This is a genomic window from Cupriavidus pauculus (assembly GCF_002858765.1).
GTDB classification, from domain to species: Bacteria; Pseudomonadota; Gammaproteobacteria; order Burkholderiales; family Burkholderiaceae; genus Cupriavidus; species Cupriavidus pauculus_B.
On record NZ_PJRP01000004.1, the window covers coordinates 214,902 to 240,797 of the forward strand.

A 25,896-nucleotide genomic window follows, 5' to 3' on the forward strand; every position below is an offset into this window, starting at 1 on the left:
GTTCGCGCTCCCGGGCGCCAGCGCTGCTAGACGGTCTAATCAGGCCATTCTGGGGATACCGATGAGTGTATTGGGACAGTACGTCTTCAACGGGCTGATGCTCGGCATGATCTACGCCATGGTGGCAGTCGGCTTCACGCTGTTCTTCGGCGTGCTGGACGTCATTAAGTTTTCTCACGGCGATGTATTGATGGTAGGAGCATTCGCAGGGCTTGCCGCATCGGCTGGCGTGCTGGCGCTGCACGTAGATTCGCCGTGGCTGCAGTTGCTGGCCATCGTGGTATGCGCGGTGATCGTGACGGGTTTGCTGGGTGCCGTGATTGCGCGACTGCTGATCTTGCCTCTGCGCAAGGCGCCACCGCTCAACACACTGCTGGCAACGCTGATGCTGGGTACGGTATTGCGCGAAGCCGTGCGCCTTTTTTATCCGGATGGCTCGAACCCAAAGCCATTTCCGGCGCTGCTCCCAAGCACGGAGTTCACGCTCGGTGCGTTCACGTTGCGCGCGGACAACCTGATCTTGCTGGCCGCGGGTGTGGCCATCATTATCGGCGTCCATTTGTTGATCACACGCACGCGGTTCGGCATGGCCATCCGAGCTGTGGCGCAGGACGGTGAGACTGCGCGCCTGATGGGCATCAACTTCGAGGTAGTGGTGCTGGCCACGTTCGCGCTTGGCTCGGCCATGGCCGCATTGGCCGGCGTGATGAACGGTCTCTACTACAACGAGATCAATTTCAACGTTGGCCTGCTCCTTGGTGTCATTGGGTTTGCTGCAGCCATTCTTGGCGGCCTGGGCAACCTCTATGGTGCCATCCTCGGCGGCTTTCTGTTTGCTGCCCTGCAAGTACTGGGCAGCGCGACGCTGCCGGCGCTGGTGCCCGATATTCCAAGTGCTTACAAGGATGTCTTTGCATTTTCCGTGGTCATCGTGCTGATGGCCTTCAAGCCGACCGGACTCATTGCGGAGAAAACCAGTGAACGTGTCTGAGAACGTCTCGAATCCGCTGCCCCCGACGACCGCCGGTGCTGGCGGCAAACCGCGCAGCCCGGCGTGGGTGCTAGGTATTGCGGCTATCGCCATCGTGGCCTATCTCTATCTGTTCCTGCATGCGGAATCGCAAGTCGCCGTGGGCGTGCTGCTGGCGGTGGCCGTGGTTGCTTTGGTGATTGCCAGCAGGTTTAAGGTCACGCAGGCCGTGGAGCAAGCCGCGGCCCGGCGGCCCGGCATGTCTCGACTTTGGTCGATCATGGGCACGCTTGTCCTGATCGTATTGTTCCACGAAAGCCATTTTGTGTTGCTGATGCTGTGCGCGGTGCTGCTCTATACCACCGCCTGTCTGGGCCTCACGGTGCAGTTTGGCTATTCCGGTGTGTCGAATTTTGCGGGGGCAGCGTTTTTTGGCATTGGGGCATACGCTACGGCCGTTCTCGGCGCGCATACGCCGATTCCGTCGATCCTCGTGATCGTGCTGTCTGGCATCGCGGCAGCCGTCATCGGCTCGCTGCTGATTGCGCCGGTACTGCGTACACGAGGTCACTATGCGGCGTTAGTGACCATTGCGTTTGGCATCCTGTTCAAGACCTTTCTCGAAGTCAATGACGTGCTCGGTGGTCCGCAAGGTCTGCAAGTGCCCGGTATGACGCTGTTTGGCTTCCAGTTCAATGAGGGTGTGACGCTGTTCGGCATCGACGTGTCATTTTATGCCAGTTACGCGCTCTTGAGCCTCGCCCTGTGCGCGGGTACGTTCGCGGTGGTCAAGGCGCTGGAGCGCTCATGGGTAGGGCTGGCGATGGATGTAGTGCGAACCGATGAGACTGCCGCGGCGACGTTTGGCCTGCATATTGCGCGCTGGAAGGTTATCGCTTTCATGCTGGGTAACTTCTTCGCAGGCGTGGCCGGGAGCGTCTACGGCATGGTGACGGCGTTTGTGGCGCCGAATAACTTTACCTTCGCGGACTCGCTGCTGTTGCTGTCGATTGTGATTCTGGGCGGGCTGGGCAATGTCGTGGGCCTGATCCCGGCCGCCATCATTGTGTTGGTGCTCCCGGAGAAGCTGCAGTTCATTCAGGAATACCGCTTCCTCTTCTACGCGGCGCTGGTTATCGCGATCCTGCTGTTTCGCCCGGAGGGACTGTTGCCGCGCAAGATCCGTTTGTTCTTCCCGACCAAGGACGCCCAATGAGCGATGCGATGATCGAGGTGCGCAATCTCACAATGCGCTTTGGTGGCCTGACAGCGCTGGACAATCTCCAACTCGACATCCGTCGCGGAGAGGTTCTCGGGTTGCTCGGCCCGAATGGCTCCGGAAAGACCACGTTCTTCAACGTACTGACGGGCCTATATAAGGCCAGCGCGGGCACCATCACGTATAACGGCGAGAACGTCATTGGGAAAACGCCGCAGGACATCTATCGCAGCGGCGTGGCACGGACCTTCCAGCGCTCGCGACTGTCGCTGCCTCTGACGGTGTTTGACAACATTGTCATCGGCGATTACCAGCACATGCAGCACGGGCTCGTGTTCAACCTGTTTCGACGCCAGGCCTTCCGCGCGGAGTACGAGCGTTATGTGGCGTCCGTACGCGAGTTGCTGGGTATCTTTAGTCCCCCGCTGGTAAATCGGCTATTTGAGCCAGTCGAGTCGTTCACGATGATCGACCGTCGCCGGATCGAGGTCTGCCGCGCGCTGATGAGCAGTCCCCGACTGTTGCTGCTCGACGAACCGTCGGCGGGGATGACGCACGACGAAACTCACGAATTGATGGACGACATTCTGCAGGTGCGCGGCAAGCTGCAAGACCTGTCGGTCGTGCTTATCGAGCACGAGATGAACGTGATCGAACGCATCACGGACCGGTGCGTGGTGCTGAACTATGGCAAGAAGATCGCCGAAGGCACGTACGCCGAGATCACGGCCGATCCCGATGTGCAGACCGCCTATCTCGGGGAGGAAGCGGCATGAGCGCGAATACACTGCGGGTAGAGGGCCTGAGCACGGGCTATGACAAGGTCAACGTGCTGCATGACGTCTCCCTCGATGTGCCGCCAGGCAAGATTACCTGCATCCTTGGCGCCAATGGCGCAGGCAAGAGCACGCTGATTCGCGCGATTCTGGGGCTCACGCCAGCGCGCAAGGGACGCATCCTGTGGGATGGCGTCGATATTGCGGCGGAGAAAACGCACAATATCACCGCGCGCGGTATCTCTTGCATTCCAGAAGGGCGCAAGGTCTTCCCGCGCATGACCGTCGCCGAGAACCTGGCGCTCGGAGCCTTTCTCGAGGCCGACCCGGACAAGGTACGAGAGCGCATCGCCCGAGTCTACGAAATCTTCCCACGTCTGCGGGAGCGGTCTGCGCAATTGGCCGGGACGATGTCGGGCGGTGAACAGGCCATGGTGTCGATTGGTCGTGGATTGATGGCGCAACCACGGTTGCTGGTCATCGATGAGCCATCGCTGGGATTGTCGCCGCTGTACGTAAAGGAAAACTTCAAGGTTATCCAGCAGATCAACGAACTTGGCATGACCGTGCTGTTGGTCGAACAGAACGCGCGGCAGACACTGGCGATCGCGCACCAGGGCTATGTCCTGACGCAGGGGCGGGTAGTGGCGCAAGGTTCGGCTCAGGCATTGCGCGAGAACGATGAAGTGCGTGCGGCGTATTTTGGCTAAGTCGAGTTGGTAAATCCATTCCGGAGACCCTAGTTTTGGACCCATTTCTCGATCTACCCGTGCGCGAACTGGTCGCGCGTATGTCCCGTCGCGAATTGCGCGCCGAAACCATCGTGCGGGCGACGCTTGATCGCATCCAGGCGCAGGACGCTGTCATCCGTGCTTGGCAGCATGTCGGGCGGGACGCTGCCATCGAGCTGGCGCGTCGGCTGGATGCCGGGGCAGTATCCACGCCTTTGCACGGCATTCCGCTGGGTGTGAAGGACCTGATGGATACCGCCGACTTGCCAACCACCTATGGTTCGCCAATCTACGCGGCGCATCGCCCTGGCTTGGATGCCGCCGCCGTCGCGTTGGCGCGTAGTGCCGGTGCGGTCGTGGTGGGGAAGACCGTGACCACAGAGTTCGCGACGTTCCAGCCGGGGCCTACCGGCAACCCGCGAGCCCCGGTGAACGCGCCTCGCACACCGGGCGGCTCCTCCAGTGGCTCGGCAGCCGCCGTGGCGGCCGGCATGGTGCCGCTTGCATTTGGCACCCAGACTGCAGGCTCAATTATCCGTCCCGCAGCTTACTGCGGCGTCGTGGGCTACAAGCCCACCCACGCCACACTGCCGCTGGCAGGAATCAAGCCGTTGTCGCCCACTTTGGATACCGTCGGTGTACTCGCTCGACGAGTGGATGATGCGGCGCTTTTCATCGGCACCCTGGCACGTGATGTGTCAATGGCAGAGGCGTGTGCCCGGACGCCTGCCTCGCCACGCGTTGGGATCGTCCGGACACCGCACTGGGATCGCGCCAGTGCTGGGGCGCGTGACGCGCTGGAGACCGCCGCGCGAGCATTGGAAGGCCTTGGCGCAGTGGTGCAGGAAATCGAGTTGCCCGCCATTTGCAATGGATTGACCGAGGCGCAGATGGACATCATGGCTTTCGAAGCAGTTGCGGCGTTCGCCCCAGAGGCGCGTGAAGCGGCAGCGAGCTTTAGTCCGGCGTTTGCCCGCCAACTCGAAGCGGGGCGCGCGGTAACGGGAGAGCGTTTTCGCGCCGCACTTGTGCTGGCCGAAGCGGCACGGATGTCCGTGGCGATGACGCTCGAAGGGTTCGATGTTGTGCTGGCACCTAGCGCCGAAGGCGAAGCACCTGAGGGCTTGGCGGCCACCGGCGATCCCATTTTCTGCCGGATGTGGACGCTGCTCGGTACGCCTTGCGTTCATGTCCCGACAGGTTTGGGTGCCGCAGGCATGCCCTTGGGCGTGACAGTCACCGCGCCACGCCACGCCGACGTGCGCGTGCTGGCCGTGGCGCATCGTTTGCAGCAGGCGTTGGCAGACCTGGTCTGACTTGAGGAGAAGACGTTGAACCAGAAATTTCAGGCCGAGAATTTCAACCGCGCGGATCAGGCTGATCACGCAGCGCAAGCCACGGCGGAACGGGCACAGGATCATGTAGACGCCGGGCGCCTTTCCGCATCGCTCGCTGCCTTGGCGCAATTCGGCGGCAGGGACGACGGCGGGGTATCACGCGAAACGCTGACCGAAATCGATCTGGCGGCACGCCGTCACCTAGTGGATCAGGCGCGAGCCTTGGGCTGCGAGGTTAGCATCGATGATTGCGCCAATCTGTTCTTCCGGCGCCCAGGGCGGGTGGACTTGCCCCCCGTGCTGACCGGGAGTCACGCCGATACGCAGCCGGTGGGCGGCAAGTACGACGGCGCATACGGCGTACTGGCGGGCCTGGAAGTGATTGCGGCGCTCAACGCGGCGGGTATCGAAACGCTGCGTCCGATCGAGGTCGTGTCGTGGACCAACGAAGAGGGCAGCCGCTTTGGGCCGGGAGCGATGGGCTCCAGCGCGTTTGTCGAGGCAGCGCGACTGGCCGGGTATCGTGATGCCACCGACTCGGCTGGCATTCGGTTTGGAGATGCGTTGGATGCCGCGCTGGCTGCCTGTCACGACGTGACCCGGGTGCCAATGGGGCGAACCATGGCCGCTTGCGTTGAGCTCCATATCGAGCAAGGTCCCGTCCTGGAAAGCGCTGGGCTGCCGCTCGGGGTGGTGACCGGCATTCAAGCCGTGCGCTGGTTCCGTGTCGAATGCACGGGCACCATGGCGCATGCGGGGACCACGCCCATGGCCGTGCGTCGCGATGCGATGGCCGTGGCCGTCGCCATCGCGCAGGATCTCTATGCGTTGGCCCCGCGTGCGTCTCGCGATCCGAACGCGGCAAGCGAGCCGGAACTGCGCCTGACGCTAGGCCAATGGACGGTGACGCCGAACTCTGTCAACACCATCCCGGGCAAGGTTACGTTTACGGTCGATATGCGCTGCTTGGATGATAATGTCCTGGACGGTGCCGAAGACGAACTGCGGCTTGCCTGCATGCGGCATGCGCCGGCTACAGACGTGGCGGTGACGCGCTTCTTTCACCGGGGGCCGACGTATTTTCCTGAATCCATGCTGGGCGGTATCGAACGCGCCTGCGCGCGGGCCAGCCACGGTGCGGGCCGTGGACAGCCCATGCGGCTGACATCGGGCGCCTTCCACGACGCCATGTACGTGGCCGATCATTGCCCTACGGCGATGATCTTCGTGCCGAGCAAGGGGGGCATCAGCCATAACGCCGCCGAGGACACCGATGCCGCGGACCTGTTTCTTGGCACGCAGGCACTGGCGTACACTGTCGCCGAACTCGCCTGCCGCCAGCCGTGAGTGAGCAGAATACGTGGCGGCAGCTCCTTTGAACGACTAACGATAAGCCCGCATGGCGAAGACCGCGAGCCCAATCCCGCAAGAGCCCGTCGACAGCAAGTCGGCCACCCTGACGCTTGGTCTCAAGCTGCGCCATGCGCGGCTGGTGGCCGGCTATACCTTGCTGCAACTGGCGAACAAGGCGGGCTGCTCCGAAAGCCTGATCTCCAAGGTCGAGCGTGGCCTGGCCACACCGTCCTTCACCACCCTCCATCGGCTGGCCGTGGCGCTCGATACGAACATCGGAGCGCTTACCAGCGATGACGATACGCATCAGTCTCCCATCTTGCGCCATGGCGAACGTCCAGTCATCCGCGTAGGTGGGGTGGCGCTCGAACGCGTGGTGTTGCCCAAACGCGGCGGCTTGCTGCAGGCCAACATCCATATCGTCTGGCCAGGAGAGGCCAGTGATGGCCAGATCGAGCATCAGGGCGAAGAAGTCGGCTACGTGCTGGAAGGCAAGCTCGAGTTGATGCTTGGCGACGACATCTACCTGATTGGCCCGGGGGATGCCTTTACGTTCTCCAGCCAGGTACCGCATGGCTACCGCAACGTCGGGAATGTCGTGGCGAAGGTGCTTTGGGTGAATTCGCCGGCGACGTTCTAGGAAACGTTGGGTCACGCCCATCCCGGTTTGCGCGTCATCGCTCGATCGCTGGAAAGCTGCTCCCGCTGCCCCCCTGAGGCGTGGGGAAACGACGTAGAAGTGCCGATTTCATGATGGCGTTGCACACTGGTTAAAAAGCGGTTAAAAATGCACCTGTCGTCGCCGTGGTCTGGCGAGGCCTCTGCGCATATCCGATGACCCTCTATCAGATCAAACCAAGATTCCAGGGGTGGTTGCGGCCGTTCGTACAACGGCTGGCCGACCGTGGGGTGACGGCGAACCAGGTGACCACCTTCGCGGCGCTAGGATCGATTGTGGTGGGCGGCCTGGTCGGGGCACTGGTTTGGCTGCCGGGCATTTTTCTATTGATGCCATTGTGGTTGTTTGCCCGGATGGCGCTGAACGCCATCGACGGCATGCTGGCGCGCGAGCACGGCCAGCAAAGCGCGCTTGGCGCCTATCTCAATGAACTGGGCGACATCCTGTCGGATCTTGCCCTCGTGATTCCATTTGTCCTGCCATACGGAAGTGTCGTCGTGCCGTTCGCAGTGCTCGCCGTGGTGGTGGAGTGCGCAGGTCTGATCGGGCCGCTAGCGGGCGCCAGCCGCCGCTACGACGGCCCGCTGGGCAAGAGCGATCGCGCACTGGTGCTGGGTGCGCTGGGCCTGTGGCTGGGCCTGGGATTCGGCCCTGGCCACTACGGCGGCTGGATATGGGGAGGGTTGTGCCTGCTGTCGATCGTGACCATCGTGCGGCGGGTGCAGCGTGGCGTGCAGGAAGCTCGTGCCACCCAATCTGCCTAAGCTGCCCAAGCAGCTGGAGGCGGCCAACAGAAGCCAAACATGGAGTGAACTCACGTGGTCCGTACCCCGATCGAGTCGCAGTTCCAGACCCACGATGGCCAGACACTGTTTTATCGATTCTGGCCGGCTTCGACCTCACTTCCCAATCCCACCCCGATGCCCACTTCAAACCTGGCGTCGGGTGTCACTTCCCGCGGCGCCGTGTTGTTGTTTCACCGGGGACACGAGCATTCCGGACGCGTTGCCCATCTGGTCGACGAGCTCAATTTGCCTGACCACGCGTTTTTCGCGTGGGATGCGCGCGGCCACGGCCGCTCGCCCGGTGAGCGCGGCTACAGCCCAAGCTTGGCCACGTCCGTGCGCGATATTCAGACCTTTGTCGACCATATCGCCGCCACTCATGGCATCGCGGTGCGCGACATGGCCGTGGTGGCGCAAAGTGTCGGAGCGGTGCTCGCCACTACCTGGGTTCACGACTACGCGCCACCCATCCGCTGCCTGATCGCGGCGTCGCCGGCGTTCAAGGTAAAACTTTACGTGCCCTTCGCGCGTCCCGGTCTCAAGCTGATGCACAAGGTGCGTGGCAAGTTCTTCGTGAACAGCTATGTGAAGCCGAAGTTTTTGACGCACGATCCCGAGCGGATCGCCAGCTACGAGCGCGATGCGCTGATCACGCGCCCAATCGCCGTCAACATACTGCTTGACCTCTATGAGACCGCAGAGCGCATCGTGGCCGATGCCGCTGCAATCACGGTGCCGACGCAATTGCTGATCTCGGGCGCGGACTGGGTTGTGCATCGAGCCCCGCAGGACACGTTCTTCGAACGCCTTGGCGCGCGCGTCAAGGAAAAGGTCGTGCTTGAGGGTTTCTATCACGATACGCTGGGCGAGCGGGACCGTGCGAAGGCCGTCGCCGCGGCGCGTCGCTTTATCGTGCGCGAATTCGATGCGCCGTCGGCGCCGGTGTCGCTGCGCCATGCGGATCATGAGGGTCCGTTCAAGGAAGAGTCGGACCGCCTTGCGCAGCCCTTGCCCGCCGGTAGCCCCGCCGCGATTTACTGGGCGCTCACGCGTGCCGGCCTGCGCTTGGGCGGCAGGCTGTCCGAGGGCTTGCGGCTCGGGCATGCCACCGGCTTCGATTCCGGTTCGACCCTGGACTACGTGTACCGAAACCAAGCCACTGGCAATCTTGGCGTCGGAAAGTTTGTGGACCGGAACTACCTGGACGCGATTGGCTGGCGCGGCATCCGACAGCGCAAGCTGCATGTCGAGGAGCTCATCGGCGAGGCTGTGGCGCGACTTCATGCGGCCGGCGCGCCAGTGCGGATCGTCGATATTGCGGCGGGCCATGGCCGATATGTGCTGGAGGCACTGGCGTCGCAGAAAGGGCGGTTCAATGGCGCGGCCGTCGCGTCGATCCTGCTGCGTGACTACAGCGATATCAATGTGGAGCAGGGCCGTGCGCTGATCGCGGCAAAGGGTCTTGGCGCCGTGGCGCGTTTCGAAAAAGGCGACGCGTTTGACGCCGACAGCCTCGCCACGCTTGCGCCGCAGCCGACGCTGGCCATCGTCTCCGGGCTCTATGAACTGTTTGGCGACAACGATATGGTGTCGCGCTCGCTCGGTGGGCTGTCGCGCGCTGTACCACCGGGCGGCTTTCTGGTCTACACGGGGCAGCCGTGGCACCCGCAGCTCGAGTTCATTGCGCGGGCGCTGACGAGCCATCGTGCCGGCTCTGCGTGGGTGATGCGTCGCCGTTCTCAGGCCGAAATGGACCAGCTCGTGCGTGAGGCCGGATTCGAGAAGATTGTCCAGCGCATCGATCCGTGGGGTATCTTCACTGTCAGCCTGGCCCGCCGCGTCGAGGGCGCCACATGACGCCCGTGGATCGCGCTGCCGCGACGGCGTCAGCCGACGATGTCGCCGACGATGGACCAGTCGGGCGTCCATGGTGGCTCGCCGCGCTGCTGTTGGCGGGCATGGGCACGCTGTTCTTCAGCTCCTACGGCTTGGCAAACTGGCTTGCCAGTCTGCGCACGGACGTGCCGTATTTCCACTATGGGTGGGAGCACCGGATTCCGTTCGTGCCTTGGACCATCATCCCCTATTGGTCGATCGACCTCCTGTATGGCATCTCGTTCTTTCTCTGGCGCACGCGCGCCGGATTGCTCACGCACGTCAAGCGTCTGTTGGCGGCGCAGCTCATTTCGGTGGCCTGTTTCATTGCTTTTCCGCTGCGGTTTGCGTTCGAGCGCCCGGTGGCTGATGGATTACCGTGCCAACCGGTTGGCTGGTTGGCTGGCTCTGTGTCTTCGCGTTTCCGCTGTCCGCCGCGCTGGCGCGTCCCGAGCATGCGCAAGTCGTGGTCGGGGTGACATCGCCTTTGCGGGACCCGCGCACACGCGCGCTGGCGCTGCGCTACGGCATCGGTGCCGGCGTGGCATGGCTGTTTTCACTTGCCGTGCTGACGTGGTCCGTCACCGCATGGCTTGTGCTTACCTGGATCGCCTTGGCACTGCTTTGTGTGGCGCTGGTGTATCGCGCCGGACGCCCGGCATTATTCGGGAAAGCTGACGATGGATCGCTACCAATGGCCGCGTGGTGGCTCCTGGCGCCATACCTTGGCGGAGCGTTCCTGAATTCGCGCTGGTGGACGCGTCACCACGATGCGGTGAGCCATGTCGTGGATGGCGTATGGATTGGGCGCCTGCCCGGACGCGATGAAGTGCGATTGACGGGCGCCGATGCGCTGCTCGACCTTACCGCCGAGTTGCCGCGGCTAGTCCATGTGCGCGACTATCGCTGTATCCCGGTGCTTGACCTCACTGTTCCAACGCAGTCCCAACTGCGGGCGGCGGTTGGCCAGATCGCTGCCTGGCATGCCGATGGTCGGACAGTGCTGGTCTGTTGCGCGCTGGGCTACTCGCGTAGCGCGCTTGTGATTGCCTGCTGGCTCGCCACACATCGCAGGATCACGGATCCTGGTGTGGTACTCGCGCAGCTACGTGCCGCACGGCCAGTGGTGCTGGCCCCTGCTAGCATTGCCGCGCTCGAGCAGTTTATCGCGGAGGGGGCGGTATGACCGGTGCGAATTTTATTGGTACCGGGTGGCTTGCGCATGCCACGGCGGCATCGCTGCGCGCGGCGGCGCGGTTGAATCTGGCTGGACTTGTGTTGGCACTAGTCAATACCGGGCTGGCGGGCATCATGGCGCCAGCCGGCAAGGTGTGGTTGGTGATCGGTATCGTTGGCGCGCTTGCCGGCGCTGTGCAGTTATGGCTGCTGGTGCGGATAGAAATAGATCGAAGACTGTTCGACGTATTGTCCACGGCGAGCACGTCCGATGAACTGGCCGCGCTCGATACTGCACTGATTTCTCTGGGCTGGATGCCACACGAGCGTGCGGGACGGGCAATGCCCGAGCGCGCGCGGGGAGCCGGCCGGTTCCTGGTAATAGCAGGGGCGCTGGTCGCGCTGCAATGGCTGGTGGCCGTCGTGATTCTTTTCCTGAGATAAAACGGATTCCCATGCACTGGATGGCAAGCGTTGTGGCCCGCGCGATCGTCGGATTCGCGCGTTTGCTGACCGGCATGCAGGCGCGCTGGAACGGCTGCCTGCCGCTGGCCAGGCAACGGGTCTACTACGCCAACCACAGCAGCCACGGCGATTTCGTGCTGATCTGGGGCAGCCTGCCGCCCGACCTGCGCCCGCTCACGCGGCCCGTGGCCGGCGCGGACTACTGGCTCAAGTCTGGAGTGCGGCGTTTTATTGGCCGTGACGTGTTCAACGCCCTCCTGATCGACCGCACCGGCGGGCGCGACGGCGTCGTGCAGGACCCCGTGTCGCAGATGGCCGACGTGCTCGCGGCCGGCTCGTCACTGATCATCTTTCCGGAAGGTACGCGCAACACCACGGACGAACGGCTGCTGCCATTCAAGAGCGGCATCTATCACCTGGCGCGCAGTTGCCCGGTGGAGGCCGACGTCGAATTCGTGCCTGTCTGGATCGATAACCTCAATCGTGTAATGCCAAAAGGGGAGATCGTGCCGGTGCCACTGCTCTGTACGGTGACATTTGGGCCACCACTGCGGCTGGAAGCCGAGGAGTCCAAGGAGTCGTTTCTGGCCCGCGCGCGCGACGGGCTGCTTTCTGTTGCCCCGCAACTGGATTGAAGAAAGGACAGATGCGCATGCCTGAGGTGCACATGATTCGTGAATCGCAACTGCTGTTTGCTGGCGCCTTTGCCGTGCTGGTCTTCGCGTCGCTGCTCGCTGCGCTGCTGCGCTGGCGCGTAGCAAAGGGGGAACCGCATAGCGTGATCGACAACCTGTCGTCGCGCATCACCGCGTGGTGGTGGATGATTGGCATTCTTGGGGTGGTGTTCGCGATGGGGCGCGGCGCCATTGTGGTCCTGTTTGCGTTGCTGTCGTTCTACGCGCTGCGCGAGTTTGTGACGATCACCACCACACGACGAGGCGATCATCGCGCGATCGTCGCCGCCTTCTTTTTCTTCCTGCCGTGCCAGTACATTCTGGTCTACATCGGCTGGTATGGATTGTTCTCGATCTTCATCCCGGTCTACGCGTTCCTGTTCCTGCCGATCTTGTCTGCGTTGTCCTCAGAGACCACGCGTTTTCTCGAGCGGTGCGCAGGCGTGCAATGGGCGGTGATGGTCTGCGTGTTCTGCATCTCGCATGTCCCGGCACTGCTGACGCTGCCGATCCCGGGTTTCGCCGAGCGGAACTTGCTTCTGATCGCGTATCTGGTCATCGTCGTCCAGGGCAGCGACGTATTGCAGTATGTCTGGGGCAAGTTGATCGGCAAGCGGAAGATTGCGCCTCTGCTGTCGCCATCGAAGACGGTGGAGGGATTTGTTGGCGGCGTATTGAGTGCCACGGCGCTCGGGGCGTCGCTCTGGTGGATCACACCTTATGGATCCCCGCTCAAGGCCGGCGCGGTGGCGCTGGTTATCGCACTGATGGGGTTTCTGGGCGGGCTCGTGATGTCGGCCATTAAGCGCGACCGGGGTATCAAGGACTGGGGCCATATGATTGAAGGGCATGGGGGCATGCTCGACCGACTGGACTCGGTGGTCTTTGCCGCGCCCGTGTTCTTCCATATGACGCGCTACTGGTGGGTACCTTAGCTTGCCGCCCTCCGCCCTCCGCCACTTCCAGAATGCGTCTCGTGAAGTCCCTACGTCGGCATGCCACCATGGCGGCGGCGGTTGTCTACGTAGGATCGTGACGGGTTGACCGTCGACGGCTTCCGTCAGTAGCTGGGAAGAAAAGTCTTCTTTAAGGCATTTATAAAGTCACGTTATAGTGATGTTATAGGGCGAATGATCCATAATGTCGCGATAGCGGGACATTATGTGACCGCTGTCGGCAACTATTCCTTGACGCGTCATAACGTCACGCTATAGTGACATCAGACTGAAATTTGGACTTTATGTCCCTAATGCGTGACATATGGATCTCATTGAGCTCGGTGTGGCTTTCAAGGCGGCTCGCATACATTCCAGGAAAACCCAACAAGAGGTAGCTGATCTGACCGGCGTTTCACGGGCTCGGATCAGTGCGTTCGAGAATGGGGCATTGCCGGAGCTTGGTGTGGTCAAGGTCCTGGCACTTTTCGAGGTTGTTGGCCTCGAAATTCTTGCGCGCCCCGCAGGGCAAGGACGAACACTTGATGACCTTGTGGCAGAACAGACGTCTGCGGCGCACAGCTCGAACTTGGAGCCCACTGGAAAGCGGGTCCGACATATCAAAGGCGTCCAGGGGAAGAGGGCAGGGGCGATCGCCTGGCTGGCCGGTACAAGCGCGTCAGGCAAAGGCGGGCCCACCAAATGAAGCTCGATGTATATGTTGCAGGTCAGTTGGTTGGCGCCTTGGGGGAGGAGCCGGCCTCCATGGGTGTATTTACATACGCCCCACATGTCGCCCCGGAACAGTTGGTATCGCTCACGATGCCGGTGCGAAACCGGTCGTATGAATATGGACGAGGTCCGCATCCGGTCTTCCAGATGAATTTGCCGGAAGGCTACAGGAAGGACTTGTTGCGCCAGACAGTCGGTCCCCATGCGGATACCAGTGATCTCGGGCTCTTGGCGCTCACAGGCGTCAATGGCATTGGGCGCATCCAGGCGGTCCCGCATGGGCACGCACTGTCGTCCGTTGATGCTCAGGAGGACATGGCCAGCGTGCTGGCGTCCACCGACTCGCGTGAAAGCTTGCTGAAGTTGCTACGGTCTGATCTCTATGAAGGGGTCTCAGGCGTCATGCCGAAGTCGTTCGCAGCAGAGAAACCGGCCAAGCCTGACAGCAAAATCACGACACAGACCCCGGGCTGGATCCTCAAGACGGGTTCTGAGAATCTGCCATGGATCGCGATCAACGAGTACTTGTGCCTGGAGGTGGCGCGGGCAGCGAAATTGACCGTGCCGGAGACACAATTGTCTGACGATGGTCAGGTCCTGGCGGTGAAGCGCTTCGACCGGCAGGATGGCGGCCGAATGCTTGCGTTCGAGGACTTCTGCTCGCTCGCCGGCTTGCTACCCGCGGACAAATACAACGGCTTTGGGCATCGCAAGGCATCGATGGAGTCGATGCCCGTGATCCTCAAGGAGCGCGTCGCGCTGGATAACCGCAGTGAAGACATGGCGCGACTCTTTACGCTGCATCTGATTAACTATGCACTGCGCAACGGGGATGCCCATCTCAAGAATTTTGGACTGCTTTACACGAATCAGCGTGATGTACGGCTGTCGCCAGCATTTGACATCGTCACTGTCACGGTCTACCCCCACTTGCTTCGAGATACACCGGCACTGACGCTGGCGGGAAAAAAGACGTGGCGTTGTGGAAAGGACCTCCATGACATGGCAGCGAGGACCATGCAACTGACGCCGATAGTGAGGAATGGCTGCCTGGAGATAGTTCAACAGGCGGTCCAGGCGGTGTTGCCTGAAGTGCAGCGGAGAGTTGAACAGTTTCCGGGTTTCCGGGAGACGGCAAAGCTGATGCTCGCCGAATGGGCGAAGGGCTTGGATGACATCAAACCGACGGCGAAACCTGGCACGACCGAGGCGCCGGTGTCGTTCGTCGAGCAGCTTGGTCTCTCAGGGCCGAAAGGTAGCGCGCGCAAGGTCGCCAACCCCTATAAAAACCAAGACGGGGCCTTTAGTCACAAAGCGCGGTGAGCGCTACAAAGGCGCAACGTCTTGATGCTGCTGAGGTGACAGGTGTCGATCCAGTGCCGCGCCGCATCGGCAGGGCCGGAGGCCAGCGCCTATTCAGAAAGCGGGGCGTCCACAAGAAGATTCGCGCTTAGTCGTCGAATGCGCGGATCGACGAAGTAGCCACCGCCCTCGACGTAGCGCAAATACGCGCGTTGGCAAAGCTTGCAAGTTGAGACGGTACAGCGATTGGCCGGAAAGTAGCGGGGGGCAATCGGTGCCTCAACGGACCAGAATGTCGTGCCTTGCGGGTGATATTCTTCGAAGGTTGCCTCGGCGTAGATGTCGCGAACTAGTGTGCCGATGACGCCAAGCTGTTCTTCGGGAAAGGAAACAGGCACGGAGGACCACCCCTTGAGATCTGGGGCGTTACACGCGCAAACGGCAGTGACGGCATCCGAGCAACGGGCGAGGGTTTGCAAGGCGTCAAACTGCAGGTAGGTTTCGTTTTCCACGGGCGAAATTCTCAGGGCCAAGCCCCACATCATACAGTCGTGGCGAATATCGAGTGGCCCACGGTGCCTCGAAGATTGCGACGCTGCAGCGGCACTCATTTTGCCGGCATTGGGACTGCTACACTACTTGCTATCGTCAGTTGCCAGCGAGTGTGCGCCGTGAACCTATCTAGCCTGGAACACCAACTTTCCTTCCTCCGCGAGATAGACCGGCTGAAGAGTGTTGTGCGGATGTCGCCGCTCCTCGATCAATCTCGCCGAGAGAATAGTGCAGAACACTCCTGGCATCTCGCCATGTACGCATTGGTACTCGCGGAGCATGCGGCAGCGCCAGTCGACGTGTTGCGCGTCGTGAAGATGCTGCTTATTCACGACATCGTGGAGATTGATGCCGGCGACGTGCCTTTTCATGTCCCCTCGACCCACGTGGGGCAAGCCGAAAAGGAGCAACTTGCGGCTGAGCGGATCTTTTCGCTGCTACCTGGCGCACAGGCTGCCGAGTTTCGCAGCCTGTGGTTCGAGTTCGAGGCGGGACAGAGCGATGACGCCAGGTTTGCCAAGGCGCTCGACCGATTCCAGCCGATGCTGCATAACGCCGCCACGGAAGGCGGCACGTGGGTGGAGCTTCAGGTGACCGAGGAACAGGTCATTGCACGGTGCCAACCGCCAATCGAGCGCGGCGCCCCCGCCCTGTGGGACGCCGCTGCCAAGCTCATGCGGGAGCACTATCACAAGGCTCAGTCCGACTGATAGGACGGAGGAGTGAGGGCGCTTCCCTGGCCAGGCTCAATCGAGCTTGATACCGGCGTGCGCCACGATTTCCTTGGACTTGAGGTTGTCGCCTTTGACCATGGCGGCGAATGCCGAGCGCGATTCGACCCGAGGGTCTTGGCCTTGGGCGATGAGCGCATTGCGCACCTCCGCTTTTTGCAGCACCTTGTTGATTTCCGCATTCAGACGCTCTGCAATGGCGGGCGGCAGGTTCGGCGGCGCAAATACCCCGTACCACTCCACCATATGGAAGTTGGCATACCCGAGTTCGGCCAGCGTGGGCACGGCAGGCAAGGCTTGACTGCGTTTCTGGGATGTAACGGCAAGGGCGCGCACTTTGCCGGACTGGACGAGGCTCAGGGCAGACGCCACGGATGTGCCAGCGAGTTCGACGTGGCCGCCCATGAGATCAGCGATGGCAGGGCTCGAACCTTTGTATGGCACGTGCTGAAACTTGATGCCGGCGGCGTCCTGTAGCATGACGCCCGCCACATGAGCCACGCTGCCCGTGCCGGATGTCCCAAAGGAAATCGGCTTGCCACTGGCTTTTGCCGCGTTCACAAAGTTAGCCCAGGTCTTGTGGGGCGAGGACTCATTGACCAGCAGCACCATCGGAGCTTCAACGGCTGAGGCGATCGGCGTCAGATCCTTGATGGGATCGAACGACAGAGACATCAACCACGGCGCCAATGCGACGTTCGCCGTCTGGCCGATGACCAGCTCGTACCCGTCCGGTCGTGCCCGTGCGGCTTCCGACAACCCAAGCGTGCCGGCTGCTCCGGGGCGATTTTCGGGTACCACCCGCCAGCCAGGCAACTCGGATAGCTTGCTGCTGAGGATGCGGCCAATAAAGTCCGTGCCGCCGCCAGGGGTGGACGGAATCACCATCCGGATGGGTTTGGTGGGTTGCCATTCCTGGGCGGCAACGTCAGGAACAAGTTTGACGAATGCCGCGACGACAAGCAGTGCGGGAACGATGAGTTTTTTCATACGTTGTCTCCTCAGTCGGTGGGGCTTCAGCCCTCGATGAAGCGGGCCTCTTGTGCGACGGCCTCGCGCAGGCCCACGAAGTCGTTGTATTTCTCAAATGGTGTGAGCATGTGGGTGATGGAGCGGATGTCGCCGCCGCTGCCCAGGAAGGTTTCCATCATTTCCTTGACCGCCTTGTGCATGGCAAGAAGCGGCTCCACTGGGCACAGGGCGAAATCGAATCCGAGTTCGCCGAGTTGTGCGAGCGTGAGTTGAGGGCTCTTGCCCGACGTGACCATATTAAAAAGCAGCGGCTTGCCGAGCGGCTTCAGATGGCGGCTGATCTCCCGCATCTGCTCCGTATTTTCGACCGCGTCTGCGTAAAGACCATCGGCCCCGGCCTCGGCATAGGCAATCAGGCGTGTGATGGCGTCATCCAGGCCGTTCACGGCAATCGCATCGGTGCGGCCAACGATAAAGAAGTCGGGATCCTGCCGCGCCTCGACCATGGCACGGAGCTTTTGCACCATCTCTTGGCGGCTCACGAGTTGCTTGCCTGCGAAGTGGCCGCACTTCTTTGGAAGCGACTGGTCTTCCAGGTGCAGGCACGAAGCTCCGGCTTCTTCCCACAGCCGGATAGTGCGCTGCACATCCAGCATGCCACCGTAGCCCGTATCGGCATCCGCGAAAACGGGCAGGGTGGTGGCGCGACACACGCGCCGAATGTGCTCGAACATGTCTCGTTGCGAGAGAGCCCCCATATCCGGCTCGCCGGCCTCGACGCCGCAGGCGACAAAGCCGCTCACGAACAGCGCCTGTGCGCCAGCGGCTTCAGCCAGTTTCGCGGTGATGGCGTCGAAGGCTCCCATGCATACAAAGGGAGCGCCTGGTTGGAACAGGGCTCGAAAGCGCTGGTTGCGGGTCACGGCGTGTTTCTCCAAGACGGTGGATGGTATCGATATCATAGGAAATCATGGTATCGATACCATATTAGTGATATTACTGATGTGTGCTGCTACACTGGCTCCATATCGCGGGGTCCATTCGTCACTATTTCTATGCCCGATTCGCTCGGCACCAAGCCGCCACCGTTCGTGGGTCAAGTCTCAATGAAGGAGGTCGCGCGCCTGGCTGGTGTGTCGCCTATGACTGTCTCGCGGGCGCTAAGTACGCCCCATCTGGTCAAGCCCGAGACCCTTGAGCAAGTTCAATCCGTGATCCGCGCGGTGGGTTATGTCCCCAACCGCGTGGCGGGCAGCCTGTCCTCCCGGCGCACCAGCCTGGTCGGACTCATCGTTCCCAGCCTTCGAAACGCGTTGTACGCCGAGACCATCCAGGGCATCTCTGACGTATTGCAACGGCACGGTCTGCACCTGATGATTTCAGACAGTGGCTATTGCCTGGAGCGCGAAGAAGCCTTGATCTCCGCCTACCTCGCGCAGCGGCCCTGCGGCCTCATCTTGCACAACACGGTGCACACGGAGGCGGCACGGCAGATGCTCCAAGGCGCCGGAGTGCCATGCGTGGAGACAGGTAACCTCGCGCCACACCCGGTTGACATGACAGTCAGCTACTCCAATCGTGCGGCAGGGCGCGCCATGGCCGAACATCTGGTATCGCGCGGTTATCAACGTTTTGGGTTCGCCAGTCTTCGCATCGGAGACAATGAGCGCCTGCGCGAGCGGCGTGACGGTTTCTTCGAAGGACTGCGCGCTGCGGGCATCGCGATCGATCCAGCAATGGTGCTGGAGGTTGGGGAAGGACTCGAGAGCGGCAGCCAGGCGTTCGCCGAGCTGATTGGCCGGGATGCCTCTGTGCAAGCCCTTTTCCTCGCCGGAGATGTACTCGCGGCTGGCGCGATCTTCGAGTGCGCACGTCGGGGGTTGCGCGTGCCGCAGGACATTGCCATCGCTGGATCCGACGACAATGACCTCATGCAACAGATGATTCCCCCCATCACCACGGTGCGCTTTCCGCGCTATCGCATCGGGGTCCGGAGCGCCGAACTAATCGTCGGTCGGCTCGGGGACGAAACCCTGCAACCGGCGTCGGAAGATCTTGGTTTTGAGGTGGTGCCGCGTGGCAGCACCTGACCGGACGTTCTAATTTACGCCGTTGCCCCCTTTGCGGCTTACGCCAGCCAAACCCGATCCAGCGCGCCCAGGGCTTCCACGATCACGGCCTCTTCCAGTCTGGACGCGAGACAGACGCATTGCAGTTCGCATCCAAGGCTGACCCGATCCGCCACGGCGAGCCCGGAAATCTGGCTTTCCCGTATGGCGATAGCATCGCGCACAAGGCTGAGCCCGACGCCCGACTTGATCAGGTCCAGCATCGAAGACTCCTGATCCACCAAGGCGGTGTGTCGAGGGGCTAGTCCCCGTGGGCCGAATACGCGCGCAAGCAGCCGGGAATGCACGGATTCCGGTGGGGTAGCCAGCCACGGCAAGGTCGCCAGCGCCTCCCAGTCACAACCTGTCACCTGCGGGCCCCAGCCAGCCGGTGCGACGACCCGGTATTCAAAGCGCGTCAGCGTGCGCACCATCAGATCCGGTTGCAGCAGGTGCGTGGCCTCCCGATCGGGACTTAGATAAAAGCAGACATCGAGACTACCGTGTTGCAGCTGGCCCATCACGCTACCACTCATGCCATGGCGCAGTTCGGTCTCGATCTCGGGCGCTGACTGGACAAGTTGCCCAAGCCAATTGCCCAAGCGCAGGAACGATGGCTCTAGGATGGTGCCGACACGGAGCTTGCCGCGCACGGTACCGTGCAGCCTGCTGACGGCATTGGCGAAGTCCTGGGCGGCGTGCAATGCCCGCTCGGCTTGGGAAAGCAGCGCCGCGCCATCGGCGCTCAGTATCAGGCCGTGGGCGGAGCGATGAAATAGCGTGAGGCCGGTCATCTCTGCCAGGCGTTTGAGTTGGAGGCTGACGGCAGGCTGAGACCGATGCATCTGCTCGGCCGCCCTGGAGACACTGCCTTCTCGCGCGACCGCAACAAATACCCGAAGCGTTTGCAGATCAAGGTTGGCTGGGTTCATATTTGCCTAGCTTATATCTCGGATTGTGCAAACTCAATGGATTGAGGTCGGTTTCGGAGGGACACTGCGCGCACACACCATACAGATGAGCACCCAACGCTCACCTTGGAGACGCCGCATTGTGACCGAGAGCACTGCCACAGTTTTCGACTACATCGTCATCGGTGCCGGCACGGCCGGCGCGTTAATGGCCAACAGGCTCAGCGCAGACAACAACCGACGCGTACTGCTCATCGAGGCCGGCGGCAAGGACAACTATCACTGGATTCACATTCCGGTCGGGTACCTCTACTGCATAGGAAATCCACGCACCGACTGGCTCTACCAGACCGAGCCCGATGCGGGCCTGAATGGCAGGCAATTGCGTTATCCACGCGGGAAGACCCTCGGTGGTTGCTCGAGTATCAATGGCATGATCTACATGCGTGGCCAGTCGCGAGACTACGAGCAGTGGGCGGCGCTTACCGGCGATGACACCTGGAGTTGGGCCAATACCCTGCCTGCCTTTCGGCAGCACGAAGACCACTACCTTGGAGACGGTCCGGATTCCGACCCTGACTTCGCCGCGTTCCATGGTCATGGCGGAGAGTGGCGGGTGGAGAAGCAGCGCCTGCGCTGGGATATCCTCGACGCTTTTGCAGAAGCCGCTGTGCAGGCCGGCGTTCCGCATACGGGCGACTTCAATCGGGGCAACAATGAGGGCGTGGGGTACTTTCAGGTCAACCAGAAGGCAGGCTGGCGCTGGAACACTGCCAAGGCCTTTCTGCGTTCTTGCTATCGTCGGCGAAACTTTACGCTGTGGACCGGCGCCCAAGTATCGCGTCTGCTGGTTGAGCGCCAACCTGACGGCACGATGCGTTGCACTGGCGTGGAGGTTTGGGATGGGCACCAGTTCATCACTATACGCGCCACGCACGAGGTGATACTGAGCGCGGGCAGTATTGGCACGCCGCAGATCCTGCAATTGTCGGGCCTCGGTCCCGGTGCGTTGCTGCAAAGGCACGGCATCAAGGTCCTGGCCGACCTGCCTGGCGTGGGCGGAAATTTGCAGGATCATCTGCAAATTCGTGCCGTCTACCAGATCGAGGGCGCACCGACCCTCAATGTGCTGGCATCCAGTCCTTGGGGGAAGGCGCGCATTGGGCTGCAATACCTGCTCTCACGCAGCGGTCCGATGAGCATGGCTCCGTCGCAACTGGGCGCCTTCACGCGTAGTTCGCCGAACCAAACCTGGCCGAACATTCAATACCACGTCCAGCCGCTCTCCTTGGAGGCATTCGGTGATCCGTTGCACGCTTTCCCGGCCTTCACCGCGAGCGTCTGCAACTTGAACCCAACGAGTCGCGGCGCTGTGAGTATCCGCAGTACCGACTTTCGGCACGCGCCGTCCATCGTGCCTAACTACTTGTCCACAGAAGCGGATCGGCAGGTCGCGGCGGACTCGCTGCGGGTGACCCGCCGTATTGTCGAGCAGCCGGCGCTGGCCCGATTTCGCCCGCAAGAATACAAGCCCGGGCGACAATACCAGACAGACGAAGATTTGGCGCGGCTCGCCGGTGATATCGCCACCACCATCTTCCACCCAGTGGGTACCGCTGCGATGGGGCGCGACGACAACCCCATGGCCGTACTCGACAGTCGGATGCGGGTGCGTGATGGCCTTGGTGGCCGCATCGGCGGCTTGCGCGTGGTTGATGCCAGCGCGATGCCGACGATCACCAGTGGCAACACCAACAGTCCCACCCTGATGATGGCCGAGAAGGCAGCGAACTGGGTGCGATCCGAGACCGTCCGCTCGCGGTAGATCGGTGGCCTAACTTTCGTTGCCCTTTGCCCCGGGAGAATCGCCGCAAGGATCCAGGCTCCTTGCACGGGAAGACGTGCCGGTATGCCGCGTGTTGCTGTTCAACTAACCCAATTGACCGCAGGAAACGCGGTGGCAAAACTCTCCGGCATAGGCACGACGCACTTACGCTCGTAGTCGAAGAAAACGAATCCTGATTTGGCCATGGCGATCAGCGCGTCATCGGCCGGTCGCGTGATCCGGAAGATGATGTCGCCGCCGTACTTGTTGAAGTCCATCACCCCCACTTCGAACAGAAGGTGGTCGCGCGCGTGGGCTTCCTTGCAATACGTGGTGGCCAAATCCGTCACGATGATGCGGGCGCTGCCAATCAGTTCCCCGCCGCCGTGCTCGAACAGGAAGCGGGCACGCGCCTCCGAGATCATGGAGATCATCGAATCGTTGGCCAGATGATTCGCCGAGTTAATGTCGGTGACACGGACCGTGAGGTGGGTCGAGTAACAAAGTTGGCTGAGCGGGAGATCGAGCTTTAGACGGGCCATGACAGAAATTAAGCATTGCGATGTGTTGGAAAGAGGACCGCAATCTTAGTGGATCTGGCTCTGCGCATAAAGGCACCTTGCGGCGTGCCCGAACGCAGTGTAACGACCCTGGTAGTCACCTTGCACACGATGGAATTGACTACGGACGTGGCGCCTCTTCCGAGTAATCGTACAGATGGGTATTGTCTGGTGTCTCACCGATGCTTTTGCCAAGTGGTCGAAACAACGTATGTCGGCGAAAGTTATCACTGTCCGATTTGGCGCTACCTTTCGCAAGCTTAGCGGCGGCAGGATAGTCCATGGGTTCCTTGTCTCTCTCGATCTCAAGCAACCGGGTGCGGCCGTCAAGGCGCACGCTGTAACGCCCCAGGTTGTAGAGCAGGTACATGGCGAAAAGATTATCGAAATCTCGGTAGGCCCCTTGTTCCCTCCGAAAATCCAGAGAGAGCACCGAAGGGAATCGATTGGGTAAGTCCTTGAAAGCGATCTTTGGATCCTCGCGAGGCTCCACGTAGGAGGAGTCGCCGTACTTCTTGTAGAGGACGACATCCATGCGATACCCGCGCGCATTCCATGCAGACATCAGCTGCAACGCCATCTCGGTCGGTATATTTGCGGTAGCGGCCGCCACGACCCGCCGTCCCTGGAGCGCTCGTGGGCTCTTAACCTTCAGATCCTGGTAGCCCGCGCCGTATTTGAAAGCTGCTCCGATCGCTTTTGCGCAGTTCAACCGAAAATAGTCGTACTTGACTTCACCCCGGTGGTACGCGACGTCCGTCGCACGCCGGTGGTAGTCGGCATTGACGCGCTGGAAAAAGGCAACGAGTGACTGCCTATCCTGGGCGGGGACGCCGAATACCCGCACCCCGATGACCGATCGCTTGTAGATTTCGCCAAAGTCCAGACCAAATACGGTCGTTTCTGACAAAGACGAGGTTGTCTCGAATAGGTACTCTCGTTTGGGAATCGCCAGAATCAGATCCGAGGTATCGAAACGGGTCTCATGCCCGACGGTGCGATCTGCATAGAAATTTGCGGAATACACCGTGTCGTCATCGGATGCGCCATCACCACGCACGGCAAGAGCGATATGTCCTGCCGAGCCGCCCTTGGAAGTCCCGAAGCTGATCAGCAACTCCAGATCATTGGAATCCTGGTGAAGGACGGCAGCGATCTGGTTGATATTCGCAGGCGGGGGACCGCCTTTGCTGCCAAATTCAGCAGCGAGTGCGCTGCCTGAGATGCATGCAATGACGAGAGCAAGGTAACCCAGAAGTCGTGATGTCATGGCTGTTTGCGAACCGCTGAGACGTACACACTGAAATCAGGTGATTTCTGCAACCTTAGCGTGTCGATGGGGCCAACGACATATGGGCAAGGCAAGTAGTCTAGTGCTGAAAGGCAATAAACCGAACCCACAGAGCTCTTGAAGTGATGTATGGGGCGCAATGCGGGGCAGCAAACGGCGGCCAAAGGCCTTTGCAATGTCTGGGGGGGCGGGCTGCGAATCACGGGTCACCGAGCGGCCACCATGCAGCCCCAACCTCGCGATCTTCGAGGTTGGGGTTCGGTCACGGTCTCGTCGACCGTGGTCAGCGGCGCCGTCTTACCGGCCAGAGGCCGGCACCAAATTCTGTTACTTGGCCGTCGGCATGGCAAATTCCGGGCCGCGAGCGGTGTCATTGGGCCAGCGCTGCATGATGCTCTTCTGCCGGGTGTAGAAGCGCACCCCTTCTTCACCATAGGCATGCATGTCCCCGAACAGGGAACGCTTCCAGCCGCCGAAGCCGTGCCATGCCATCGGCACCGGGATGGGCACATTGATGCCGACCATGCCCACTTCGATGCGACGCGAGAACTCGCGTGCGATTTGACCATCTCGCGTATAGCAGGCCACGCCGTTGCCGAATTCATGATCGTTGACCAGCTTGACCGCCTGGGCAAAGTCTTCGACACGTACGCAGGCAAGGACGGGGCCGAAGATTTCTTCCTTATAGATCCGCATGTCCGGGGTCACGTGATCGAACAAAGTGCCGCCAGTGAAGAAACCTTGCTCATGACCCGGGACCTTGTAGTTCCGACCGTCGACCAGCAGCGTCGCGCCTTCCTCTACACCGATGGCAATATAGTTCTCGATGCGTTCCAGAGCTTGCTTCGTGACGACCGGGCCCATTTCCGCATCGGCTTCCATGCCATTCTTGATGACGAGTTCCAACGCACGCGCCTGCAGCTTCGGGATGATCGTGTCGGCGACATCGCCGACGAGAACCGCCACCGAAATGGCCATGCAACGCTCGCCGGCCGAGCCATAGGCCGCACCGATCAGACCGTCCACGGCCTGGTCAATATCCGCATCCGGCATGATGACCATGTGGTTCTTGGCGCCGCCGAGTGCCTGGACGCGCTTACCCAGCTTCGCGCCCGTTTCGTAGATATAGTTGGCGATAGGGGTCGAACCAACGAAGCTTACCGCCTTGACGTCTTCGTGGTGCAGCAGGGCATCGACCACCGTCTTGTCGCCCTGAATAACGTTAAAGACGCCGTCGGGCAGACCCGCTTGCTTGAGCAGTTTCGCCATGAAGAGCGAAGCCGACGGGTCGCGTTCGCTGGGCTTCAGGATGAAGCAGTTGCCTGCGGCGATGGCGACAGGGAACATCCAGCACGGCACCATGCATGGGAAGTTGAAAGGGGTGATGCCTGCGACCACGCCCAGGGGCTGGCGCAGCGTCCAGTTGTCCATGCCCGTGGAGACCTGGTCAGTGAAGTCGCCCTTGAGCAGTTGGGGAATACCGCAAGCAAACTCGATGATGTCGATGCCGCGGCTGACTTCGCCGGCCGCGTCGCTCAAGACCTTGCCGTGTTCGGCCGTGATGATCGCCGCCAAGTCGTCCTTATGCTGGTTCATCAGTTCGAGGAACTTCAGCATGACGCGCCCACGCCGGATCGGCGGCGTATCGGCCCAGTTCGGAAAGGCGGCCTTCGCGCTTTCTACCGCGGCCGCCACATCCTCCACGGTACCCAGACGAACCTGGCGTGCAACAGCACCGGTGGCCGGATTGAACACATCCTGGGAGCGTGTGCCGGAGCCGCTGAATTGCTTACCAGAAATGTAGTGGATGACTTCGGCGGAATCGTTGAAAGGCACGGTCACGGGCATCTCCTGTTCGTTGTGCGGTTATACGGTCAACGCAGTATATGAACGCCCACCCCGCCGAGGTAGCCGTCCTTTTCTAAACATATTGTTCA

The 25,896-nt window shown here is 61.3% G+C and carries 24 protein-coding genes and 1 pseudogene; 18 read left to right on the top strand and 7 right to left on the bottom strand.

All coding sequences use genetic code 11. The features are described from left to right. Window positions 1-61: 61 nt before the first annotated feature. The 15 genes and pseudogenes from CYJ10_RS12065 to CYJ10_RS12135 all read left to right on the top strand — a co-directional run bounded on the left by CYJ10_RS12065 (window position 62) and on the right by CYJ10_RS12135 (window position 15,030). A complete protein-coding gene (locus CYJ10_RS12065; RefSeq protein ID WP_101681733.1) occupies window positions 62-991 on the top strand; it encodes a branched-chain amino acid ABC transporter permease in 930 nt (309 codons plus the stop codon). Beyond that, window positions 978-2,186 carry a branched-chain amino acid ABC transporter permease gene (locus CYJ10_RS12070; protein ID WP_101681734.1) on the top strand — a complete coding sequence of 403 codons (1,209 nt, stop codon included), beginning with the start codon at window positions 978-980 and terminating at the stop codon, window positions 2,184-2,186. The genes CYJ10_RS12065 and CYJ10_RS12070 overlap by 14 nt, the downstream gene beginning before the upstream one ends. Next, window positions 2,183-2,965 (top strand): ABC transporter ATP-binding protein, encoded by a 783-nt coding sequence (locus tag CYJ10_RS12075; protein WP_101681735.1) that lies wholly within the window; start codon window positions 2,183-2,185, stop codon window positions 2,963-2,965. Before CYJ10_RS12070 ends, CYJ10_RS12075 begins: the two co-directional genes overlap by 4 nt. After that, window positions 2,962-3,675, top strand: coding sequence for an ABC transporter ATP-binding protein (locus CYJ10_RS12080; RefSeq protein WP_101681736.1), 714 nt, complete (start codon window positions 2,962-2,964; stop codon window positions 3,673-3,675). Before CYJ10_RS12075 ends, CYJ10_RS12080 begins: the two co-directional genes overlap by 4 nt. Before the next feature lie 35 nt (window positions 3,676-3,710). Next, window positions 3,711-5,012 (top strand): amidase, encoded by a 1,302-nt coding sequence (locus CYJ10_RS12085; protein ID WP_101681737.1) that lies wholly within the window; start codon window positions 3,711-3,713, stop codon window positions 5,010-5,012. A gap of 15 nt (window positions 5,013-5,027) precedes the next feature. Next, on the top strand, window positions 5,028-6,380 hold the full coding sequence (locus CYJ10_RS12090) for a M20 family metallo-hydrolase (RefSeq protein ID WP_101681738.1): 1,353 nt from the start codon (window positions 5,028-5,030) through the stop codon (window positions 6,378-6,380). A gap of 52 nt (window positions 6,381-6,432) precedes the next feature. Beyond that, entirely contained in the window at window positions 6,433-7,026 is a 594-nt protein-coding gene (locus tag CYJ10_RS12095; RefSeq protein WP_101681739.1) for a helix-turn-helix domain-containing protein, read from the top strand. A 194-nt stretch (window positions 7,027-7,220) separates the two neighbouring features. Further along, on the top strand, window positions 7,221-7,829 hold the full coding sequence (locus tag CYJ10_RS12100; protein ID WP_101681740.1) for a CDP-alcohol phosphatidyltransferase family protein: 609 nt from the start codon (window positions 7,221-7,223) through the stop codon (window positions 7,827-7,829). A 54-nt stretch (window positions 7,830-7,883) separates the two neighbouring features. Next, on the top strand, window positions 7,884-9,707 hold the full coding sequence (locus CYJ10_RS12105; protein ID WP_101681741.1) for a bifunctional alpha/beta hydrolase/class I SAM-dependent methyltransferase: 1,824 nt from the start codon (window positions 7,884-7,886) through the stop codon (window positions 9,705-9,707). Next, window positions 9,704-10,911: pseudogene (locus CYJ10_RS12110) on the top strand (dual specificity protein phosphatase family protein). The gene CYJ10_RS12105 and the pseudogene CYJ10_RS12110 overlap by 4 nt, the downstream one beginning before the upstream one ends. Beyond that, a complete protein-coding gene (locus CYJ10_RS12115) occupies window positions 10,908-11,345 on the top strand; it encodes a hypothetical protein (protein ID WP_101681742.1) in 438 nt (145 codons plus the stop codon). The pseudogene CYJ10_RS12110 and the gene CYJ10_RS12115 overlap by 4 nt, the downstream one beginning before the upstream one ends. Window positions 11,346-11,356: 11 nt before the next feature. Then, on the top strand, window positions 11,357-12,001 hold the full coding sequence (locus CYJ10_RS12120) for a lysophospholipid acyltransferase family protein (RefSeq protein ID WP_101681743.1): 645 nt from the start codon (window positions 11,357-11,359) through the stop codon (window positions 11,999-12,001). Window positions 12,002-12,033: 32 nt separating this feature from the next. Next, window positions 12,034-12,975: a phosphatidate cytidylyltransferase gene (locus CYJ10_RS12125; RefSeq protein WP_374703259.1), complete on the top strand. Its 942-nt coding sequence runs from the start codon at window positions 12,034-12,036 to the stop codon at window positions 12,973-12,975. 325 nt (window positions 12,976-13,300) lie between these two features. Continuing rightward, window positions 13,301-13,681 (top strand): helix-turn-helix domain-containing protein, encoded by a 381-nt coding sequence (locus CYJ10_RS12130; protein ID WP_101681744.1) that lies wholly within the window; start codon window positions 13,301-13,303, stop codon window positions 13,679-13,681. After that, window positions 13,678-15,030, top strand: a complete 1,353-nt coding sequence (locus tag CYJ10_RS12135) for a type II toxin-antitoxin system HipA family toxin (RefSeq protein ID WP_101681745.1) — start codon at window positions 13,678-13,680, stop codon at window positions 15,028-15,030. Before CYJ10_RS12130 ends, CYJ10_RS12135 begins: the two co-directional genes overlap by 4 nt. An 89-nt stretch (window positions 15,031-15,119) precedes the next feature. On the opposite strand, the gene CYJ10_RS12140 is transcribed toward CYJ10_RS12135, so the two are convergent. Next, the gene (locus CYJ10_RS12140) at window positions 15,120-15,521 is read right to left on the bottom strand and encodes a hypothetical protein (RefSeq protein WP_257993267.1); all 402 of its coding nucleotides are present in this window, start codon (window positions 15,519-15,521) and stop codon (window positions 15,120-15,122) included. Between the two features lie 159 nt (window positions 15,522-15,680). Between CYJ10_RS12140 and CYJ10_RS12145 the strand changes: the two genes are divergently transcribed. Then, window positions 15,681-16,271, top strand: coding sequence for an HD domain-containing protein (locus tag CYJ10_RS12145; RefSeq protein ID WP_101681856.1), 591 nt, complete (start codon window positions 15,681-15,683; stop codon window positions 16,269-16,271). A 36-nt stretch (window positions 16,272-16,307) separates the two neighbouring features. On the opposite strand, the gene CYJ10_RS12150 is transcribed toward CYJ10_RS12145, so the two are convergent. Together CYJ10_RS12150 and CYJ10_RS12155 are read right to left on the bottom strand one after the other, a co-directional pair. Next, window positions 16,308-17,282 (bottom strand): tripartite tricarboxylate transporter substrate binding protein, encoded by a 975-nt coding sequence (locus CYJ10_RS12150; protein ID WP_257993268.1) that lies wholly within the window; start codon window positions 17,280-17,282, stop codon window positions 16,308-16,310. 26 nt (window positions 17,283-17,308) lie between these two features. After that, window positions 17,309-18,187, bottom strand: coding sequence for an isocitrate lyase/PEP mutase family protein (locus CYJ10_RS12155; RefSeq protein WP_101681746.1), 879 nt, complete (start codon window positions 18,185-18,187; stop codon window positions 17,309-17,311). A gap of 132 nt (window positions 18,188-18,319) precedes the next feature. Between CYJ10_RS12155 and CYJ10_RS12160 the strand changes: the two genes are divergently transcribed. Then, window positions 18,320-19,354, top strand: a complete 1,035-nt coding sequence (locus CYJ10_RS12160) for a LacI family DNA-binding transcriptional regulator (RefSeq protein ID WP_101681747.1) — start codon at window positions 18,320-18,322, stop codon at window positions 19,352-19,354. Window positions 19,355-19,392: 38 nt separating this feature from the next. On the opposite strand, the gene CYJ10_RS12165 is transcribed toward CYJ10_RS12160, so the two are convergent. Further along, complete coding sequence (locus CYJ10_RS12165; RefSeq protein ID WP_101681748.1) at window positions 19,393-20,304, bottom strand: LysR family transcriptional regulator; 912 nt, start codon at window positions 20,302-20,304, stop codon at window positions 19,393-19,395. Between the two features lie 121 nt (window positions 20,305-20,425). Between CYJ10_RS12165 and CYJ10_RS12170 the strand changes: the two genes are divergently transcribed. Next, complete coding sequence (locus CYJ10_RS12170) at window positions 20,426-22,108, top strand: GMC family oxidoreductase (protein WP_257993269.1); 1,683 nt, start codon at window positions 20,426-20,428, stop codon at window positions 22,106-22,108. Between the two features lie 101 nt (window positions 22,109-22,209). Here the strand turns inward: CYJ10_RS12170 and CYJ10_RS12175 are convergent, their stop codons facing one another. From CYJ10_RS12175 to CYJ10_RS12185, 3 genes are all read right to left on the bottom strand, one after another. Further along, the gene (locus CYJ10_RS12175) at window positions 22,210-22,650 is read right to left on the bottom strand and encodes a thioesterase family protein (RefSeq protein WP_101681750.1); all 441 of its coding nucleotides are present in this window, start codon (window positions 22,648-22,650) and stop codon (window positions 22,210-22,212) included. Window positions 22,651-22,789: 139 nt separating this feature from the next. Beyond that, window positions 22,790-23,938 (bottom strand): hypothetical protein, encoded by a 1,149-nt coding sequence (locus CYJ10_RS12180; protein WP_101681751.1) that lies wholly within the window; start codon window positions 23,936-23,938, stop codon window positions 22,790-22,792. Between the two features lie 348 nt (window positions 23,939-24,286). Then, window positions 24,287-25,801, bottom strand: a complete 1,515-nt coding sequence (locus CYJ10_RS12185) for a CoA-acylating methylmalonate-semialdehyde dehydrogenase (protein WP_257993270.1) — start codon at window positions 25,799-25,801, stop codon at window positions 24,287-24,289. Window positions 25,802-25,896 lie beyond the last annotated feature (95 nt).

Excerpts from the sequence above, each read along its gene's own strand:
- CYJ10_RS12065 (WP_101681733.1), top strand. The coding sequence starts at position 62 with ATGAGTGTATTGGGACAGTACGTCTTCAACGGGCTGATGCTCGGCATG.
- CYJ10_RS12075 (WP_101681735.1), top strand. The coding sequence starts at position 2,183 with ATGAGCGATGCGATGATCGAGGTGCGCAATCTCACAATGCGCTTTGGT.
- CYJ10_RS12080 (WP_101681736.1), top strand. The coding sequence starts at position 2,962 with ATGAGCGCGAATACACTGCGGGTAGAGGGCCTGAGCACGGGCTATGAC.
- CYJ10_RS12095 (WP_101681739.1), top strand. The coding sequence starts at position 6,433 with ATGGCGAAGACCGCGAGCCCAATCCCGCAAGAGCCCGTCGACAGCAAG.
- CYJ10_RS12100 (WP_101681740.1), top strand. The coding sequence starts at position 7,221 with ATGACCCTCTATCAGATCAAACCAAGATTCCAGGGGTGGTTGCGGCCG.
- CYJ10_RS12115 (WP_101681742.1), top strand. The coding sequence starts at position 10,908 with ATGACCGGTGCGAATTTTATTGGTACCGGGTGGCTTGCGCATGCCACG.
- CYJ10_RS12120 (WP_101681743.1), top strand. The coding sequence starts at position 11,357 with ATGCACTGGATGGCAAGCGTTGTGGCCCGCGCGATCGTCGGATTCGCG.
- CYJ10_RS12125 (WP_374703259.1), top strand. The coding sequence starts at position 12,034 with ATGATTCGTGAATCGCAACTGCTGTTTGCTGGCGCCTTTGCCGTGCTG.
- CYJ10_RS12130 (WP_101681744.1), top strand. The coding sequence starts at position 13,301 with ATGGATCTCATTGAGCTCGGTGTGGCTTTCAAGGCGGCTCGCATACAT.
- CYJ10_RS12135 (WP_101681745.1), top strand. The coding sequence starts at position 13,678 with ATGAAGCTCGATGTATATGTTGCAGGTCAGTTGGTTGGCGCCTTGGGG.
- CYJ10_RS12150 (WP_257993268.1), bottom strand. The coding sequence starts at position 17,282 with ATGAAAAAACTCATCGTTCCCGCACTGCTTGTCGTCGCGGCATTCGTC.
- CYJ10_RS12160 (WP_101681747.1), top strand. The coding sequence starts at position 18,320 with ATGCCCGATTCGCTCGGCACCAAGCCGCCACCGTTCGTGGGTCAAGTC.
- CYJ10_RS12165 (WP_101681748.1), bottom strand. The coding sequence starts at position 20,304 with ATGAACCCAGCCAACCTTGATCTGCAAACGCTTCGGGTATTTGTTGCG.
- CYJ10_RS12175 (WP_101681750.1), bottom strand. The coding sequence starts at position 22,650 with ATGGCCCGTCTAAAGCTCGATCTCCCGCTCAGCCAACTTTGTTACTCG.
- CYJ10_RS12180 (WP_101681751.1), bottom strand. The coding sequence starts at position 23,938 with ATGACATCACGACTTCTGGGTTACCTTGCTCTCGTCATTGCATGCATC.